9 protein-coding genes are annotated in these 19,085 nt (G+C 45.8%); 3 read left to right on the top strand and 6 right to left on the bottom strand.

Annotation, left to right across the window (positions count from 1 at the left end; genetic code table 11):
* The first annotated feature begins 80 nt into the window (after positions 1–80).
* Entirely contained in the window at positions 81–1,148 is a 1,068-nt protein-coding gene (locus A8708_RS01600) for a Gfo/Idh/MocA family protein (RefSeq protein ID WP_068661798.1), read from the top strand.
* Between the two features lie 62 nt (positions 1,149–1,210).
* Here A8708_RS01600 and A8708_RS01595 read toward each other — a convergent pair whose 3' ends face one another.
* The 4 genes from A8708_RS01595 to A8708_RS01580 all read right to left on the bottom strand — a co-directional run bounded on the left by A8708_RS01595 (position 1,211) and on the right by A8708_RS01580 (position 9,571).
* Entirely contained in the window at positions 1,211–5,806 is a 4,596-nt protein-coding gene (locus tag A8708_RS01595) for a family 16 glycoside hydrolase (RefSeq protein WP_204787450.1), read from the bottom strand.
* A 225-nt stretch (positions 5,807–6,031) separates the two neighbouring features.
* Entirely contained in the window at positions 6,032–7,657 is a 1,626-nt protein-coding gene (locus A8708_RS01590; protein ID WP_068661796.1) for an extracellular solute-binding protein, read from the bottom strand.
* A 28-nt stretch (positions 7,658–7,685) separates the two neighbouring features.
* Entirely contained in the window at positions 7,686–8,576 is an 891-nt protein-coding gene (locus A8708_RS01585; RefSeq protein ID WP_068661795.1) for a carbohydrate ABC transporter permease, read from the bottom strand.
* 32 nt (positions 8,577–8,608) lie between these two features.
* The gene (locus A8708_RS01580) at positions 8,609–9,571 is read right to left on the bottom strand and encodes an ABC transporter permease (RefSeq protein WP_068661794.1); all 963 of its coding nucleotides are present in this window, start codon (positions 9,569–9,571) and stop codon (positions 8,609–8,611) included.
* A gap of 277 nt (positions 9,572–9,848) precedes the next feature.
* Between A8708_RS01580 and A8708_RS01575 the strand changes: the two genes are divergently transcribed.
* Positions 9,849–11,525, top strand: a complete 1,677-nt coding sequence (locus A8708_RS01575) for a sensor histidine kinase (protein WP_204787449.1) — start codon at positions 9,849–9,851, stop codon at positions 11,523–11,525.
* On the top strand, positions 11,503–13,065 hold the full coding sequence (locus A8708_RS01570) for a response regulator transcription factor (protein ID WP_068661792.1): 1,563 nt from the start codon (positions 11,503–11,505) through the stop codon (positions 13,063–13,065). Before A8708_RS01575 ends, A8708_RS01570 begins: the two co-directional genes overlap by 23 nt.
* 52 nt (positions 13,066–13,117) lie before the next feature.
* Here the strand turns inward: A8708_RS01570 and A8708_RS01565 are convergent, their stop codons facing one another.
* Together A8708_RS01565 and A8708_RS01560 are read right to left on the bottom strand one after the other, a co-directional pair.
* Positions 13,118–15,457 carry an FAD-dependent oxidoreductase gene (locus A8708_RS01565; protein WP_082927209.1) on the bottom strand — a complete coding sequence of 780 codons (2,340 nt, stop codon included), beginning with the start codon at positions 15,455–15,457 and terminating at the stop codon, positions 13,118–13,120.
* Between the two features lie 212 nt (positions 15,458–15,669).
* Positions 15,670–18,999 (bottom strand): discoidin domain-containing protein, encoded by a 3,330-nt coding sequence (locus A8708_RS01560; protein ID WP_068661791.1) that lies wholly within the window; start codon positions 18,997–18,999, stop codon positions 15,670–15,672.
* Between the last annotated feature and the right edge of the window lie 86 nt (positions 19,000–19,085).

The following is a 19,085-nucleotide window of genomic DNA, read 5'->3' as shown; positions in this document are numbered from 1 at the left end:
TTATAATAAATTTGCATAACACCTTTCATAAAAATAAAATCATGCGGGCATGAATGACCTGTATGGAGGAGAATCGAACTATGGGATCAACTTATCGAATTGGTATCGCTGGTGCAGGCGGCATTTTCAAAGAATCGCATTTATCGGCTTGGTTGGAAAATCCGGAATGCGAAATCGTTGCTATCTGTGATGTGAATGAAGTACGCGCTCACCAAATGGCAGAACTAGCGGGTGCAGAGCTTGTTTACACGGATTATAAGGAAATGCTGAGCGCAGCTAATTTGGATGTAATTGATATTTGTACGCCGAATCTGTTCCACTCGGAAATTGCGATTGCGGCTTTAGAAGCAGGGATCCACGTCATCTGCGAGAAGCCCGATGCAGTATCTCCCCAGGAAGCGCAGAAGATGGCTGATGCTGCAGCTCAAAGCAGCAAACTGCTCATGACCATCCGCAATAACAGGTTTCATCCCAATGTGCAATTCCTACAGCAATATGCCAAAGATGGTGGTCTTGGCGAGATCTATACCGGACGCTGTGGATGGATTCGGCGTAGAGGCATCCCCGGCAAGGGCGGTTGGTTCACAACAAAAGAATTGTCCGGCGGTGGTCCTTTAATTGATCTAGGCGTTCATTTCATCGATATTGCGGTATGGGTCATGGGCAATCCTAAACCTGTCGCGGTCAGCGGTGCCACGTATCGGAAGTTCGCCAACAACGAACTATCGGACTCCAAACACAGCGGTTTCGGTGAGAAGCATGAGGATGGCACGTTCGATGTGGAAGATTTGGCTGTAGGCTTTATTCGTTTCGACAACGGCGCTACGCTCCAAGTCGAGTTCAGTTGGGCTTCTAATATTGAGGAGGAAACCTATTTTGTCGAGCTACGGGGAACAAAATCCGGTGCAACTTACCGCAATTACGAGTTAGGTCTATTCTCCGAAGTAAATGGTCAATTAGTCGACAGCAAACCTTCCCGAGCTCATGTAAAAACTGCCAAAATGCATCATGCTAATATTAATCATTTTATTGATTGCCTGTCTGGACGAGATGAGCCCATCATTCGCCCTGAACATGGTGTGGAAATGATTCAAATCTTGTCCGCTATTTATGAATCAGCAGAAACAGGCCGAGAAGTTCGACTGTAATAACCATAATGAGAAACGGCGGAACGCATCCTCTGCGTTACCGCCGTTTTCCTTGTCATGAATTATGGAACTAAACGCACGACAACATCATCAAAATAAGCTTGGAGCAAATGCGTGTACACACCGAGTTTCCCCGCTGAGAACGTGCTGTCTGTAGCTGAAACAAGTTGCCCATTCACATAAGCCTCAAGCTGATTCCCATTCACCGTGAATCGAAGCGTATAGTACGTGCCTGCCGCAAGAGGCGTCATTGCTGCTGAAATAACCAGGTCTGTTTGAACGCCGTTTTGCAATTTACTGATATAGACTTTCTTAGTAAAGTTATCATATGACATGCTGTAATAATTGTTATAATCAACAAACCTCGCGACAAGCCCTATTCTGCCGCTCATTGTCGTCATTTTCCCTTGAGCCTCTACGCTATAGTTGGTCCAAGTTGAAGCGCCTGCGACTGACTTTGTTCCACCTTTATCCCCATTATCAGATAAATACGCTTTGGAGCCATATACGTCAGATACCACAGAGAAATTCCCCCAGGATGAAACCACCGACCAACCACTCGCGTTACCAGACTCAAAATTATTACTCAGCAGCGTGTCACTCGTCGTGACAACAGCTTCATTGCTTACAACCGACTGATTGTTGGCTGCGTCCACCGCTCGAATCGTGTAACGATACGTTGCAGCCAGATTCAATCCCGTGTCTTTGTACGATTTTACTACGCCATTAACAGAACCTATCCATTGCCCATCCCGATACACGGCATAACTCGTAACCCCTGTATCATCGGAGGATCGAGCCCACGACAACGCAACTTCTGTGGATGAGAGTGCAGCAGCCGTCAATCCTGTTGGTGCAGTAGGCGGTGTCACGTCAGGATTAGGAACGAGATTCACCTCGATATCATCAAAATAACCCTTCAGTTGGTGTGTATAAACACCGATTTTGCCAGATGGAAAAGCATTGTCTGCAGCCATGGCAAGCAGTTGGCCATTCACATATGCTTGCAGGATATTTCCCGACACGGTAAATTGAAATGTATGGTACGTTCCTGGGGCAAGCGGTGTGATTGCATCGGAAATCGCTAAGTCGATTGTCGTACCATTTTGCAACTTCGAAATGTAGACTTTCTGCGTGTAGCTCTCATAAGTCATGCTGTAGTAGTTGTTATAATCAACGTATCTAGCTACAAGACCTATTCGCCCCCTCGCCTGATCCAATTTGCCCTTAGCTTCTATTTTATAGTCGGCCCACGAGGATTGACCAGCAACTGACTTCGTAGCCCCTTTATCCGAATTGTCGGACAAGTAAGCTTTCGTATTGCCATCTGTCACCACGGCGAACGTGCCCCATGAAGAAACGACTGACCACCCATTCGCGCTTCCCGACTCGAAATTATCTTCCAGCAATGAGCTTTTGGTCGTCACAATCGCAGGAATGCTCACGACTGATTGATTATTAGCGGGATCAAATGCCTTTACTGTGTATGCGTAAGTAGTACCAAGACTTAGGCCCGTATCCATAAAGCTTGTATTCAACCCACTGACAGTTGCAATTTCTTGCCCATCCCGATAAATGGTGTAGCCAGCTATACGATCATTATCTGTAGACGGGGTCCAAGATAGGGATACTTCATATGACGAAAGAGGGGTTGCCGTCATATTGGAAGGTACAGAAGGTCCTGTTGCATCCCTGTACGCAACGAGGAAGTTATCATAAGAAACCGGTCCCATAACTCTCTTTAAAACTTCTAGTAATTTTGTTATAAAAGTGCCGTTTGAATTCGAGATCCCTTCATGAATAACTCCTTTAATCCCGCTTCCTAGTGCTGCTATCCATTGTTGACTAACCGTACCCAGAGGGAATCCTGCGGGCAGCGCGAGATCCTTGGTAAGTATACCTGCTGAACCACTTGCAATAGAGTTGTCTGTTGCTGTCACCGCCAATTGACCGTTGATATAGCCATATAGGCTATTCCCCGACACTTCAAACCTTAATTTGTTCATCACATTAAGCGGCATTGCCAATCCAGATGTTGTTTGGAGAACGATCGTTTGATCATTGTTCTTTCTCTCGATAGATGCCTTGCCGAGAAGTGCATCGTAAGTGAAGCTGTAATACTTGCCTGGATTCACGTATCTCGCAAGGAGTCCCACTGTGTCCTTAAAACTTGTCAAGCGAACATCAGATTCAACGAAATAATCCGTTCCATACGTTTGCACAACGACAGATGTCGATGGCGTTGAAGCCTGATACACATGATTGCCATTGCTCTCCGTTTGAATCGCAAAGTTCCCTCGAATCGCGGTCCAATCCGCTGCACCCGACTCAAAATCTGTACCGTATAAGGTATCGTACACGAGCTCAAAGGCAAATCCTTTATCGGTATTCAGTGATACAGACAGGACTTGACCGTTCACGGTCACAGGTATTTCCTGAAGACGCGCACCGTTTAGCGCAAGTTTATACGCTTTAAATCCGCCAGCAGGTTTATTCGTTGATAACGTGAACTGGGCCGTTTGCTGCTTCACCAGTGTGGGCAATGTGCCTTTGTAGTACTTGATCTCACCTGAAGGCTGCGTAACATATTGCTCCCCTGTAGCTGCTACATCCGTTGTATAGACAAGCAACAAGCGGTCACTATCCTTCAGCGCATTTCCGTCCAAGGAGGATGCGAAGAAAGTACCTTTGTCGACATCGCCAGTCACTGTCGCTTGCCCCAGTGCGAAGGTATGATTATTCATTGTTCCCGCTGCTGCAATGACTTTCGGCGTATTCACGAAATAGGTATCAAGATTGAGATCAAACGTTAGCTCACCGGTATCTGATAGCAGCTTATTCTGATTCAATGCAGCTAACATTTCGGCCTTCTTGCTCGCATCATCCAACGATTGAATGAACAATTCGGCCATCTGCCTGTTCGACATCGAAGATGAAATCGGCAGTTTGTTGGCTTCTGGCAGATTGCCGCTAGCAATCTGTTCAGGAGTGATATCAGACGTTATTTTGTATACAGTTAATGGCACATTCGGTTTATCCGCATACACAGACACAGTCTTAAACAAGTGTGGCATGTACATCATGTTCGTCAGATACGCATCGCCTTCAGAGGCTCCTGCCTTATCACGCGTCCATGTGCGATCCCATACGAATACGAATTTCGGACTTGCTGCCTCAATTGCCTCATTACGGAACAAGAGAGTAGCTTCTATTTCCGACATAATAGCAAGCGGATCGCCTACGATAGAAAACTCTTCAGGAGCACCTAACTTCATATTTTTATAAGCATCCCCTATATTGACGCCGAAGGAGTAGCGGTTCATCATGTCCCATCCTTGGTAAGCCCCAACTGCGCCATTGAAGATACCGATGTCTTCACGTCCTTTGACGGGTTGCGTATCCTGAAACTCCGTAAGCACCAATGGTTTGGCATATGGCTGCCTTAATGCCAGTGCAGGATAGTAAGATCCAAAATTCGTATCCGTCGGCCAATCCTTCGGATAATTGGCAATTGTAGTGCTATTGAACGCCATACTCAGACGAGGCTCCTTGAGCGGATTGTACTTATAGCCACTTCCATTACTGTCCGTAAATCTATTGTTTGAAAATTGGTAATAGGCATGTGTTTCAAACACATCCGACGCTTGATCGCGCCAATAGTTTACATTCGGGCTGTAAATGTAATTTAATCCGCCAATGGGCGCTTTAACGCCAAGATTCTCTTTTAAATAAGTTCGCATGGCATTCGAAACTTGAATTGTTTTATTCGAATAATAAGCACTGAGCTGATCTTTGATTTCCCCAGCTGCATCCCAATAGCTGTTCGGGAAACTAGCGATGGCCGGCTTACCTAACGTGGCTAAATACTGATTGAAATCCTGAAGCATATAATTGCGCAATGGCACCGTCATTCCACTTAGACTCATATTAAGGAGCAAGGACTCATTCCATGGGCTAACCCCGATTAGAACAGGATCATGCTTCAAAGGGAGACCCGTATAAGGGTTAACATGGGATAGCCACATATCTGCAATCGCTTTCCACATGTCGAGTGCTTGGGGGAGAAGGGGAAGCAAATAAGGGGATTTCGTCCCATCTGCGTATTCGCCAAGCCCCGGTATATTCTTGAAATCATACAGGTGAAAAATGTCAATTGTTACGTAAATCCCCTTCGACTTCAACTTTGCAATAAAGTACTCTAATCGATCCAATCGATCCACATTTAGTTGTGGCGTTGTTAATCCATTTTGGATGAAAATGCCTTGTACCCAATCAGCCATGGCATCCTGTGCATGTATTCTAACTGCGTTATAGCCTAAACGTGCCAGGCGATTCACAGTTTGATCCGCATCATCATGCGAACCGTAGAACATATTCCATGTTATATTGGCTCCGTATAGCTTCACCTTTTTTTGCGGTGCTTGCTCAAACGTATAGTCGCCGTCAATGCCTTGTTGGATGAAACCATATTTACCCGCCGGCGCATCATTCAATCCAGATAAATCCACAGCGCTGCCGGGAACCGTCATCGGCTCTGTATCCATAGGCTTCCATACATCAGCCCCCTGAGCTATCGGTGCATTGCCTAATATACCAGTGCTGCCAATAACAGAGAGTACCATGGTAAAAATAAGCAAAGTGGTTATTCGTTTACGCATCCATGTGTACATTATCATTCTGCTCCTTTGTTTCCGATTCAGTCGATCTCTCCAGATATCCGCTGGCACAGTACGGACGTAAAGTCGTCTGTGCTTTATTTCAGATTAAACTTCCTTATCCCCCCTCCCATTAAAGTCCACAAAAAGGCATATGCAAGCGTGGGAAGACAGCTATCCACTCACGAACGTTGCATATGCCATTGTGCTAGCTTATAACATCAAAGTTTATTTCTTGATATTCGTCGGCCAAACGAATTGTACACCTAAGGCTTTCTTGGCTTCTTGGAATTTTTTGTTTTGATAGTCTACCAATTTTTGGGAACCAAGCTTTTCTTCTTGTTCAATGCCTTCTTTGTAGAGTTTCTCTACATCCTCTGGCGCTTTAGCCAAAATCATTTTGGCTCTTGTTTTAACACGTACTTCTTCACGTTTCGCATTGATGCCCGCTTCTTCTGTGCCGCCAAGCGGTGATGTAGATTCGAAAGCAAGCATGTCGTACGTATATTTACTGAAGTAGATATTCGATTTGGTTCTTTCTGTTTCCTGTACACCGTTCACTGGCAATGTGCGTTGAACAGGGACATAGTTAATCAGCCAATCTAACGTGCCATTTCCGTATTTCAATTTCGTTTTTGCTGCATCTTCGCTTCTAGCCTTAATAAACTCATCTGATAATTTAACCTTACCATTCGCATCGTAATCCCATGTAATGCCTTTAGGACCATAAGTCACGTTCAAGCTCATTTCATCGGAGGAGAGATAATGCATAAGCTTAATAATGCGATCCTGATTCTTCGCTTTGCTGCTAACCATTGTCAGTGTCCATCCAGACGCAGCGACTGGATCAATCACTGGCTGTTTACCCTTATCTCCGAGTACGGGGCCGACTGAAACGAAGATCGCCTTCGGGTCCTTGGCATATAAAGCATCCCATTTAATAGCTTTGTTGGTAAGTGCGAACACAGCGCCGTTATTCACTTTCTCGGTAAGCTGTGACGTGTTCAACGTTTGACTATCTTCCGGCAATAAACCTTCCCGATATAAACGGTTGAGGAATTGATACGCTTCCAATGACTCTGGGGTTCTTTCACGATCAAGAAGATTGCCTTGCGCATCTTCACGTGGAGCACCGAAGAAACTTGAGATGACCCAACTCTCGAAGTAAGCGGGAGTTACATCGAAACCATTATATTTCGTCTTCGAATCTTTTACTTTCTTCAGAGCAGTAACTAAGCCTTCCTTCGTACTGAAGTCCTCTGGCTTGATGCCAAGCTGATCCATAATATCTTTACGTGCATATAAGCCTTGATTGCTGTAAATGGTATCCCCTGGTTTAAAGGTTTCCTTCGCCCAGAAATAGTTGGCATACCCATAGAAATGACCATCGGGATTACGGAACCAATCCTGCATAGATTTCGCTACATTAAACGATGGATCATGTTTCTTAATCAACTCATCTAGCGGAGCAACCAAACCGGATTTCTCAAGTACACCTCGCTGCGGTGCCCCTTTATCCACCGTAATCATGTCGGGGATATCACCTGATGCGATTAGTGCGCTTAATTTATCATCATTGCCTGATGTAAATTCAATCGAAACGCCCGTTTCCTCTGTAATCTTCTTATCGAGCAAGTTATTCACTGGATCCCAGTTCTTCTTATAGGATTCTTGATCGACGAACCAAGTAATCTTGATTGGAGATTTATCATCAGGTTTTGCTGAAGCTGACGCTGCTGCTTCGGATGACTTAGGCGAAGCCGTCACCTCAGCTCCCTTATCCGTAGAACACCCAACAAGTAAAGTTCCAACTAGCGTTGTGACAAGCCCTATACTAACTAAACTTTTTTTCATTTGCTTTGCCCCCTTTGATATGCGTGAACTAACCTTTCACAGAACCAATAAGCACACCTTTTACAAAATATTTCTGCAAGAATGGATAGATCGCGATGATTGGCGCTGTAGTTGCGACCATCATGGCTAGCTTCAACGTAGCTGAACTCACACGCTTCGCTTCTTCTGGCATAAAACTCATGGCTTGCTGACTAAATGATTCCCCATACGAAGCATCTGTCACCATCCGCATGAGTACGAGTTGAACAGGCTCTAAGGATGATTTCGTCGTAAACATCAACGCATCCATATAGGAGTTCCAATGATATACCCCATTAAACAAAGCAATAGCGGCTAAGACGGGCTTCGTCAACGGCAACACCAATTGCAGCAGGATCCGATATTCCCCCGCCCCATCCATCTTCGCCGATTCGATGATTTGTTCAGGAATCGTTCGAAAGAAGGACATAATAATAATCATATCCCAAACACTGAACAAAGAGGGAATAATATACACCATAAAATTGTTTAACAGGCCAATTTCTTTGTAAAGCAAGTAAGTTGGAATCAGTCCACCATAGAAGAACATGGTCGTGAGCATGATTACGAGATATACGTTGCGTCCATTTAGTCCCTTGCGAGACATGCCGTAGGCAACGAGAGCTGTAAAAGCGATATGCGTGGACATACCGAGCAGCGTTCTACTAATCGTAATGAAAAATGCATGATAAATGGTCGTATCCGAGAATACAGCCCTATAATTCGCGATCGTAAACTCCCTTGGCCATAGATACACATTTCCTCGCAAGTAATCCAATCCGTCATTAAACGAACCAACCAAAGCAAACCAGAATGGCGCCAACGTTACGAATACAACTGTCGACATAAAGATGATGTTACCGATGTCAAACCATTTGTCCCTAGTGGAACGGATATTCATTTGTGTGTTCCTCCTTACACGCAGGCATACGCTTAGAACAAGCTATTGTCTGTCACTTTCCGAGATACATAATTAGCAGCAAATAACAGGATTAGGGCAACGACTGATTTCGCTAAGCCTACCGCAGTCGAATAGGAATACCTCATTTGCCTAAGGCCTACCTTATAGACATACGTATCGATCGTTTCGCTCACATCCAAATTCAGCGGATTCTGCATGACCATAATTTGTTCGAAACCTGTGTTCAAGATAGAGCTTATCGCAAATATAAGCATAATCACAACGGTCCCCATAATGGCAGGCAGCGTCACGTACCACATTCGCTGAAATCGGCCAGCTCCATCAATTTTTGCTGCATCATACATTTCCTGGTCCACACCGGCTATCGCAGCGATATAGATAATCGCTCCCCAGCCAATCCCTTTTAATATTTCAGCGCAAACCATAATGATCCAGAAAAGATGCGGTTTTGCAATGAAATTAATAGGTTCATCGATGATACCCATACTCGTAAGCAAGAGATTGAGAATCCCGTTCGAAGGCGATAGTACCGTCAGAACTAATCCTCCAAAAATGACCCACGAAACGAAATGAGGCAGATAAGAAATCGTTTGCACAAAGCTCTTGAAACGCTTCTTATTCAACTCATTAAGAAAGAGTGCAAACACGATGGGTGCAGGAAACCCAAGAGCCAATCCCATAAGATTCATCGCTAGCGTGTTGCGTAGAACATTCAAGAAATTCGGATCATTGAGAAATTCTTGAAAATGTGAAAACCCTATCCACGGCGAATTCATCACACCCAAGAAAAGATCGTACTCCTTAAATGCAATCAGAATGCCATACATCGGAATGTACGAGAACACAAGCAGAAACAAAATCCCCGGCCATACCATGCTTTGCAGCGCGAACTGACTCTTGAAACGCAGCCATCTGCCCATCACTGATAATCGTGGCGACCGAACACGTTGTTTTGCATTTACGGCTCCATCCACTTAACTTACCTCCCCGATTTACTGCCCCAAGTCGTAATAACCCATGACAGCGTTCTCTATTATGCAAACTCTACTTCTGCTATAGCAAAGCAACTCCGGAAGCATATTCTCACTATACATTTTGAAAGCGCTTATAAAAATATCACTATTTTAGTTTTGATACCTTCATTTGGGCTATGCTTAATTAGCGAAAGGTATAGGATGCCTTTTGTCGAATACGTCCCTACAAACATCTTTGGAGAAAGAAGGAGTGACGTTGCAACGTACCTTTAATGCCATGAGTATCAAAACTAAAGTGACGCTAGCTTTTATTTTTTTCATACTAATCCCTTTCAGTGTGCTTGGACTCTACACGTACAATCAATCACAGCGCTACATGCAAGACCAATTACTTGCCAATTCACAGACCACCGTTAAACAGATTAAGTATACAATCGAGAATAAAATTGATCTTATTGAAAGCGTTAGCAATAACATTACGTTTAACTACCGATTGCAACAATTTCTTGGAGAACCGTATTCGTCCGACTCCAATTCTTTAGATACGTATTTCAACTTCGCTGCTCCACTTGTTAACTATGCCATGCTATTCCAGAAAATCAACATTCAGAAAATTTCCATTTATACAACCAATGTTTCGATTCCAGAAGGTTTTGGTTCCTTTTTCTCCGATCAGAAAATTAAAAAAGAGGCGTGGTACGATGCCTTTATGTCTTCAGATCAGAAATCTCTTTGGGTGCTGGATACGAAGCAGGAAGACGGTAGTGATATTTTCCGCTATATGCAGAAAATGATCTCTATTGAAGGGTATTATCTAGGAATTACGATAGTTGACGTCCGCTCAGTTGATCTACTCGAACCCGCTGAGGGCCCGAATGTTGTCAATCAACCCGTTTATATCGTGGCTGAAAATCAAGGTTACACCAAGGAACACAGCTTTTTATACGTCGCTGACACGTTAAAGGATGTCCAGCAAGTCATCGTCATGGCGATTCCACTCCCACCGTTGCTCAGTTCCTTGCAGGTTGTGGCGAACCTCGCTTTTATTCTAACCCTGATTGTTCTATTGTTCGCTTTCTACTTCGTCCTCAAGATGACGCTTAGTAAAATGAAAACGAGCATTAAACAGATGGATCTTGCTATTGAAACTGGATTTCAGCCGATTCCTATTGTACGGAAGGACGAGTTCGGTGTCATCACCGAGAAATTCAACATTTTGCTGAATAAAATTACTCTGCTGTTAGCCGATATGATTAAGAAAGAGACCCTGCACAAGGATGCACAGCTCATTGCACTTCAATCGCAAATTAATCCGCATTTTATTTATAACACGCTGGATATATTTAGTTCCAAGATGGAAATCGCTGGCCAGTATGATGTGTCAGATGCCATGGCCGATTTCGGCAAAATGATGCGCTATAATATGGACGGGCACGCTAAATTCGCAACGCTTCAAGATGAGATTCGTTATCTAGGGCAGTATATGACGCTTCAGAAGGTGAAATACGGGGACAGCATTCATTTCCGCGTTCATGTTCCCAACGAGCTTCTAAGCATTCAGGTATTAAAATTCATCCTACAGCCGATTGTCGAGAATAGCGTGAAGCATGGTTTCGCTAAGCAGGACACACTCGATATTGATATTTATGCTAGCCAAGAGAGTGACTTATCCATCCGTTTATGTGTAAAAGATAATGGCAGTGGCATTGAAGCAGCTCGTCTGGAAGAAATCAACGAACAATTCCGCACTTCCGTTTATATCACTAAAGGTAACAAAGACCGCGAAAGCATCGGTCTAGGCAATATTAATGAACGATTGAAATTATTCTACGGTGAGAATTATCCATTACAAATTAATAGTATTCAGGGCCAATTCGCCGAAACGATATTAACCCTTCCTTATGACGCAAGAAGAAGCGAGGAGAATAACGATGTATACCTTATTAATAATTGATGACGAAGAATTGATTGGCAGCGGTGTCAAAGCCAAACTAGAAAGGGCCAATGTCGCTGGTATACGGGATATTTTTGTTGCGAACGGTGGTCCACAGGGGCTTGCCATGGCGAAAACCTTACAACCGAACATCATAATCACAGATATTCGCATGCCCGAGTTAGACGGTATTCAATTGATCAAAGAGCTTTCCCCCCTGCTAACACGCACCAAATTTATTATGTTGAGCGGCTATGGGGATTATCCCTATGTGCGTGAAGCATTCAAATACGGGGCATTGGACTACTTATTGAAGCCTGCTTCCTCCGATGAGCTTGGCAAGCAAGTGCAATCTGCGATTGCCAGTATTGAGAAAGACGACGTTAACAACCAACTCTTCGAAAAAAACCTAACGGATGCAAGGACGCTGCTTACTGCTCGATTACCCCTCGTAATTCACGGGTCGAACATTGCTCTGAGCAGCAAAGATTCCGATTCACAGCAATCCCTCGAAGCTTATTTTATGCATCCGCTGTTCGCCGTTTCCATGCTTTCCTTTGGCAACGTCACCTTCAGCGAGGAACATCTGGATAGGGTAAGCAACTGTTTGGAACGATGCGTTCGGGACGCTGATGCAGAACAGCATTTACGCTTCCTAGCCTTTCATGATGTGCTAGGATGTGTGTCCCTTGTGTTTAATTATACGAATCTCCTTGCCTTTGAAACCGTTCAAGGACTGCTGAGTAAAGCAGTTATCCTGCTTAGGAACGGCAACCCAGGAATGCTTTCAGCATCTCTTAGCCAAGCTGGATATGGTTTGGACGACTTATCGCGTCTTTATAAGCAAGCGCATATCACGATGTCTGAACGGATTTTGCGAGAACCGTGCGAGGTTTTCGTGTCGCTTGAACCCACGAGTAAGACAGTTGCTTGGCTGCCTGCCAAAAAGGACATGGAGGAGTTCAAGCAAGCAGCGGAGACACTGCATGTAGAACGCATTGGGCTCTGGGTTGATCGACATCTTAGCGATTCATTGCGCACACAGATGTCTTTGGAGCAGCTCAAGTCGATTTATGATATGGTGCTAGCCGAAATTCATCGCCATGTTCATGAGCGATTTCTTTTTGAAGAAACCGAACGCACTTCAGCTTTCAATACCTTTCACACGTTAGGCGAGCTTCGTCATTATTTAAAAAGCTACGCCGCAGATACGAAACAACTCATCTCGGAACATGCTAACCTCGGCGAAACAGTGATTACCGTAGCGGAATCCATCGTTCGTGAGCATTATAGCCGAGATCTGCAGTTAGCTGAGGTGGCCAATCGGGTATCTATGAATTACTCGTACTTCAGCAAGCTTTTCAAAGAACGAACAGGGTTAACGTTTACTGCCTATTTGACCAAATTCCGCATGGAAGAAGCCCAGAAGCTGCTCAAAGACCCCACCTTACGAATCAATGAGATCTCAGAAAAGGTGGGGTATGGCAATCTCTATCACTTCTCGCGTGCTTTCAAAAACTACTTCGGCGTTTCCCCGAAGGAACATCGGAAGACCATGTAATTGAAACAGCCCCAGTTACCCGATTAGGGTACTAGGGCTGTTTGGCTATGATTTAATAACAACGTACTTCATAGATTGCAGCGGATGGGTCACCGTTGGTTGCTTCAATGACAACGCGCAGCTTATTGGTTTGAACAGATTGAGCTAACGCGTGACGGCAATGACGCTGGTAATTGCCCTTCACTTCAAGAAGCTCCTGCCACTCCTCATTCACATAGGCTTCAATCCGATAATCCTTGGGACATTGCGGGTCGCGATAGAATGGTGCATACCCGCGGTATTCCCATAAAAGGCTGCCAGGAAACGTAATCTCAACCTGTTTGATTGATTGCTGTTCTTCCCATTTGAGCTCCAGCCATTGTGAGAGCGGCTCGTGCGGATCTGACCGCCATAGGTTCGTAAACCGATAAGGTCTAGTCACCCCATTCGTGACATACTCAGGACGGTAGGCGTGCTGCGGAGGCTCCACGCGGAAGCTGCGGGTCGGACCGTTCCAATCCCGGCGCATCTTCCCTTCACCCATTTCATAGGCACATGTTTGTCCTGGTACGATGCCAGCAGCACAATGCCAAACCAAGTTGGGATTCGCCAACAAATCCAAACGAACATAACTGCCTGACTTCAATCCTGTAGTCTCGTCCAGGTGGACATCCCAGTCTATCCATTGATACTTGCCAGGCATAATAAGCAGCTTCGTTGCGGCAATGGCAGGAGTCGCTTCCGTACGATAATCCCAAATATGATCAACGGGGATGATTAGCGCTTCCACGATTTGAGGAACATCGCTCCAATTACTTAAACAAACCGAAACCCGGTTCAACACGCCTTCCGATATCGCAATCCACTGCCCTTTCCGTTGCTGGAGAAAATCATCTTGAGGCCCCCGCTCACCAGACGCGGACAGATCCGCCCTCACTTCGGCACTATGGAGAGCTGCTTGACTACTTGCTGTTACTCGTGCTTTCCGTGCCAGATCCAACTCATCCTCGTTCATTGTATTCAGCAGGAAACAGCCGTCGCGCAGCAGTGTCTGCTTCACTTCTTGAATAGCCTGAGTGGGCACATCCGCGAGCGCTACTCCACGCTTCAACGCAATCGCAGCCGCCGTCCCCACGGCTTGCCCCACCAAAGCGGTTGTCGCCATTACACGCACCGTACCTAATGCGGCATGCGTCACAGAGATATTGCGACCTGCCATCATCAAATTATCAACATCCTTCGCAATTGTTGACCGCAAAGGAATGCCATAAGGGCCACAGTAGCTTTTTACCATATAGGGCGATGTTTCATCGTAGCCTTCGGAACTGGCATGCTCGCTGGTAGGCGCAAGAAGTCCCCCCGGTGTATGCAGATCAAGAAACCAGCCGCCGTATGCAATCTCATCATCAAAAACAGTTTTGTTTTGCGGATCATGCTCCGTCATCAGATAGTGCCCCATAATTCGGCGACTTTCCCGTTTGCCCGGCACTTGGCCGATCCAATCGATGGCATGATTTGCTGCCAGCTCTTTGGTGAGCGGATCCCGATTCTTGATCCAATCCCAAATACCTAACACATACCGCGTCAGCTCATGGCGGATATCTTCATTTTCATATACGGTGTTCCACGGCATGCCAATTTCAATCCACCAATAACCACCGCGCATATCATTCGGATTCCGACCTTGTTTATAGAAGAAATCAGGATTATCGAGTTTGGCAGCCCAATCTGGAGCAGTGAACGGAGCGGGGTAGCCTATATCTTTCGTTTTGAAAAGCAGTGAACTCCCCATCACATCTCCACTCGCCAGTAGTGGCGCATGCGGCTCGGCAAATTCCTCCCGTCCTTCGGAACCCATTCGCCATTCACAACCTGCCCGGTCAGCAACGAGGCCATCCCCTGTGCAATCAACGAATACATCCCCTACGAATTCAATCTCCGTTTCCGCGTTAGCTACATAACCAACGACGGATGCAATCTTGCGCTCACCTGCCATCCGAACGTCCAGAATGGTTGTATTCAAATAGAAGGTCAAATTCTCTGTGCGCTGCGCCATATCATACATCGTCATATCCCACACGCTGTTCGTCCAGCCATTCTCAAAAATCGGCTCATGATTTCGTGCGCGTTCCTCAATTAATAACTCAGATATGATCCCGGTTTCTTTGGCGTATACATGAAAAGCGGCTGCGCCATGCGGCGTCACCCTGACTTCGGACGAACTGTTTCCCCCGAAGACAGGGCGATCCTGAACCAGACATGTCTTGGCCCCATGTCTAGCCGAAGCAACAGCCGCACAGAAACCTGCCAGTCCGCCTCCGCACACGACAACATCGTACTTCTCTGTCTTTTGCTCATGCCCTCTCGCTGAATGATTGCCGTCGGTACGCGTATTCTTGAAGTCGTTAACCATATTTCGTAATCTCCCTCTATGTAGCTGCACCCACAACTCCCTAGATGACAGCGTTTTCTTAACCTCCTTTACACTGTATCCTGAATAAGATGGCAATAAAATATCACCATTTTTGATTTGATGCCTCCATTTTGGCATGGCAGGATTACAGCGCGAATTTGACAGCATCCCCAAGAATGTATCCATCCGATTGTCGCGTAGTGCTAGAACCTTCACTCATATACGTAAAGCTCATGGATAGACCAATACACACCAGCATTACCGGTTTGAACAATTCGGATATATCTTGCTGTAATCCCTGCATGTGGGATCGTGATTACTGAGGAACTGCCTGTTCCAGTAGCAATAGGCGTCCCCCAATTAGATCCATCCCCAGAGACATAAACTTGATAGCTTCTTGCATAATCGCCTGCGCTCCCTGTGGCATCAAGCACGATACGACTGAACGTATAGGGGGCTTTCATATCCACTTGAATATATTGCCCATACACCTGAGCTGTCGCGGTATCCCAACGAGTTGCTGGCACATTATCCAAGACATTTTGAGCTTTGGCAGCTTGCAAGGATGCTGTTGCCGTCCAACCTATGCGTGAAATTGGCGCATTGTTCGTGGTAACAGTTAAAGGGGCACTGAAAGTAGACTCATTGCCAGCGGCATCTCGCGCTTTTACCGATAGGGAATAAGATGTACTTGGCGTTAGGCCTGTTACTGTATAAGTGGTTACGCTAATCCCATCCGCATTCAGCTTCTGTGAACCGTTGTACACATCATAGGCAATGAAACCATTCGCATCGGATGATGGGGACCAACTTAAGCTTATCGTTCTGTCCGTCTTATTGATCACAGTAAGCCCCGATGGTGCTGAAGGTGCTTCCCGATCAGATAAATAGATATTCATTTCATGAATCGACCAATAGACTCCAGCGGTTCCTGTTTGCATCACGCGCAAATATCTTGCCCTTTGAACCGGAAAGCTGATTGTTGTGATAGCGCTGCCTACGCCCGTTGCGATTGCTGGCCCCCAAGTCACTCCATCGGTTGAAACCAATATGGCATATTGCCTTGGATAATCACTGGAACTTCCCGAAGCATCTAATTCAATCTTGTTGAAAGTACGTTCGGCTCCCATATCTACTTGGAAATACTGACCATATACCTGAGCTGACACCGTGTCCCAGCGAGTCGAGACGACGCCATCAATCGCATTCTGTGCTTTGTTCGTACCGTGGGAGGCTGAAGCTATCCAACCCGCGCGCGACAATGGCGTTTCTTTCGTAACTACAATCACAGGAACGCTACTGGCCGACATGTTACCGGAAGTGTCTTCTGCTCTAACCGTAAACAGATACGCTGTCTGTTGTGCAAGCCCTGTTATGGTGTAACTCGTGTTTGTTAAGAGTGTTCCATTCACCTGCTGAGACCCATTATAGACGTTATAACCTACGAAGCCATTAGCGTCATAGGAAGGGAGCCAGTTCAAGGTAACTATCGTGTCTGTTGATTGGATCGCCACGACATTGATCGGTACTGTAGGCGCTTCCGTATCGATGTTATACACATTGAACTCGTGGATAGACCAGAAGGAACCCACACTACCTGTCTGAACGACCTTGATAAATCTCGCTGTCTGTACAGGAAATTGAATAGACAACATAGCGTTTCCGGAACCTGAGGCAATCGCCGATCCCCAAGTTATGCCATCCTGTGATACATATACCTCATACTTCCTCGGATAGTCCCCCGAGCTTCCAGTGGCATCTAAGACAAGTTTATTAAAAGTACGATTCGCTTGCATATCTACCGAGAAATATTGCCCGTTAACTTGAGCCGCTCCTGTATCCCAGCGTGTAGCTGGATTCCCATCAAGAGCATTGTTCGCTTTGAAAGCGCTATGGGACGCGGTTGCTGTCCAACCAGCTCGCGGCAATGCAGCGTTCGGGTCACTTGGGTTGGGGAAGTCAGCTGCAGGTGTGACCACATAGAGAATGTCACCTGGTTGTGATTCTCCAGCATCATTTACAGCCCTGATGCGGTACGAGTAGAATGAGTTGGCTGTTAGTCCGCTATCATGAAATGCATGGGTTTCACCGGAGATCGTTGCGATCACTTGCCAATTCGCTTGCCCATTAGCTCTTCGCTCGATCTTAAAGTTCGTTGCATCTCTCTTCCCATCATGCCATTTGAGGTCCACCGTACTGTTCGTAACTCCCGTCGTTGTCGCATACTCCGGCGCATCCGGCGGTGCAGCTGTTAGGCCAATAATGGCATCAACCGCTGCGGTTAGCCCCAACGTACCGTTAGTTACAATATTAAGTGTATTGTATTCGCCTATAAATGCAGAGTTCACGAGATTTATTGAAGCTTCACCAGCAGCTAACGTTTGGCCTTGCTCTGGTAATACATAAGCACGAGCTTGATCCAACAATAAGATGTTGGTCGTCGTGCTGCCTAGGAGCACAAGATCGGAATCCACCGTTTTCCACTTCGGAAATTTCAGTAAGGATTGGTATTCTTGCAAACTCTTAACAACACCACCAGGTTCGGCTAAACCTATCTGTGCACTTCGCCCTTGCGAAATATAGTAGTTCACGAGGCGTTCAGCTTGCGTAACATACGTTGAATCAGCAAGTTGTGCAGCCGTTAAAGCCACGGTTAACGGAACGGTATGCCGTTCTTCGAAGGCTCGGACATCCCACTCCCGGTGGATCGTAACCGCCTTATCTACAACGGCAGGGAGATCCGTTACACTAACCGCTGTCGTTGCTTCTAAACCGCTTAATAGTTCTTTCACCTTAATCGAATACGTACCAGGAGTATCACTTATCTTCAGAGGCAGTTTGGCTGTTAACCCTGTCGCAGAATATATCGTTGCGGTGTCCCCACTCGTTGTATGGGTGACGGTAATTTCGACAGGAATCCCCGACATCGGATTAGGATTACGTATCGTCGCATACGACTCATAAAAGCCAGAATCCGTTAATTGCACAGCGATTTCAGGTGTTGTTACCTCTGCCGGAGGTAAAGCATACCACTGAAACCCATTTGACTGGAGATCGACATGCGCTGCTTCTGCCATGGTTACCTTTCTGCCAAGTCGAACATCATAGATTGGTAACTCCGTATTCCAAGTCAACTCCGCTGTTTGGCCAATGAGATGCTGCGTATTACCTATTGTCGTATCATGCTTTTCATTCAAAACAGTTACAAAGGAGGTATCTCCTGCGCGAGTTGGTACCGCCCAAACATCACTTTGCGTAGCGTAGGCTATTGGCCTGTTAATTCCATTCATCGCAGCCTGAAGCTTACTGATGTTAGCTGTGTTCCGAGCGAGTAGATTGTTGGTTTGATCGGTGTCGCTTTGAATCACATACGCTCTAACTTGCATATTCGTAGCTACTGAATCAACGGGCGAGACCGATTCATCATCCTTAAGAATACGTCCGCCACCACTCACAAAATTCTGCAGTTCCGTCGTTATCCCTTCGCTCCAGCTCCAGCTAGTATCGAACTGATTCAACCCAACTAATACAATAGCTTTCATTGAAGGTTACTACTTAGGTAGCTAGGATGATGTAAATTGGAAATTGCCATGCAGAATTTGTGCTAAGGAGGAAAGTAGGGGGTACT

It is taken from the genome of Paenibacillus oryzisoli, assembly GCF_001653565.1.
GTDB lineage: Bacteria > Bacillota > Bacilli > Paenibacillales > NBRC-103111 > Paenibacillus_E > Paenibacillus_E oryzisoli.
The sequence above is the reverse complement of the archived record's forward strand: the minus strand, read 5'-3'. Positions and strand labels throughout refer to the sequence as shown.

What these genes read in the sequence shown, in the direction of transcription:
- A8708_RS01600 (WP_068661798.1), top strand. Translation starts at nt 81, where the DNA reads ATGGGATCAACTTATCGAATTGGTATCGCTGGTGCAGGCGGCATTTTC.
- A8708_RS01595 (WP_204787450.1), bottom strand. Translation starts at nt 5,806, where the DNA reads ATGCGTAAACGAATAACCACTTTGCTTATTTTTACCATGGTACTCTCT.
- A8708_RS01590 (WP_068661796.1), bottom strand. Translation starts at nt 7,657, where the DNA reads ATGAAAAAAAGTTTAGTTAGTATAGGGCTTGTCACAACGCTAGTTGGA.
- A8708_RS01585 (WP_068661795.1), bottom strand. Translation starts at nt 8,576, where the DNA reads ATGAATATCCGTTCCACTAGGGACAAATGGTTTGACATCGGTAACATC.
- A8708_RS01575 (WP_204787449.1), top strand. Translation starts at nt 9,849, where the DNA reads ATGAGTATCAAAACTAAAGTGACGCTAGCTTTTATTTTTTTCATACTA.
- A8708_RS01570 (WP_068661792.1), top strand. Translation starts at nt 11,503, where the DNA reads ATGTATACCTTATTAATAATTGATGACGAAGAATTGATTGGCAGCGGT.
- A8708_RS01565 (WP_082927209.1), bottom strand. Translation starts at nt 15,457, where the DNA reads ATGGTTAACGACTTCAAGAATACGCGTACCGACGGCAATCATTCAGCG.
- A8708_RS01560 (WP_068661791.1), bottom strand. Translation starts at nt 18,999, where the DNA reads ATGAAAGCTATTGTATTAGTTGGGTTGAATCAGTTCGATACTAGCTGG.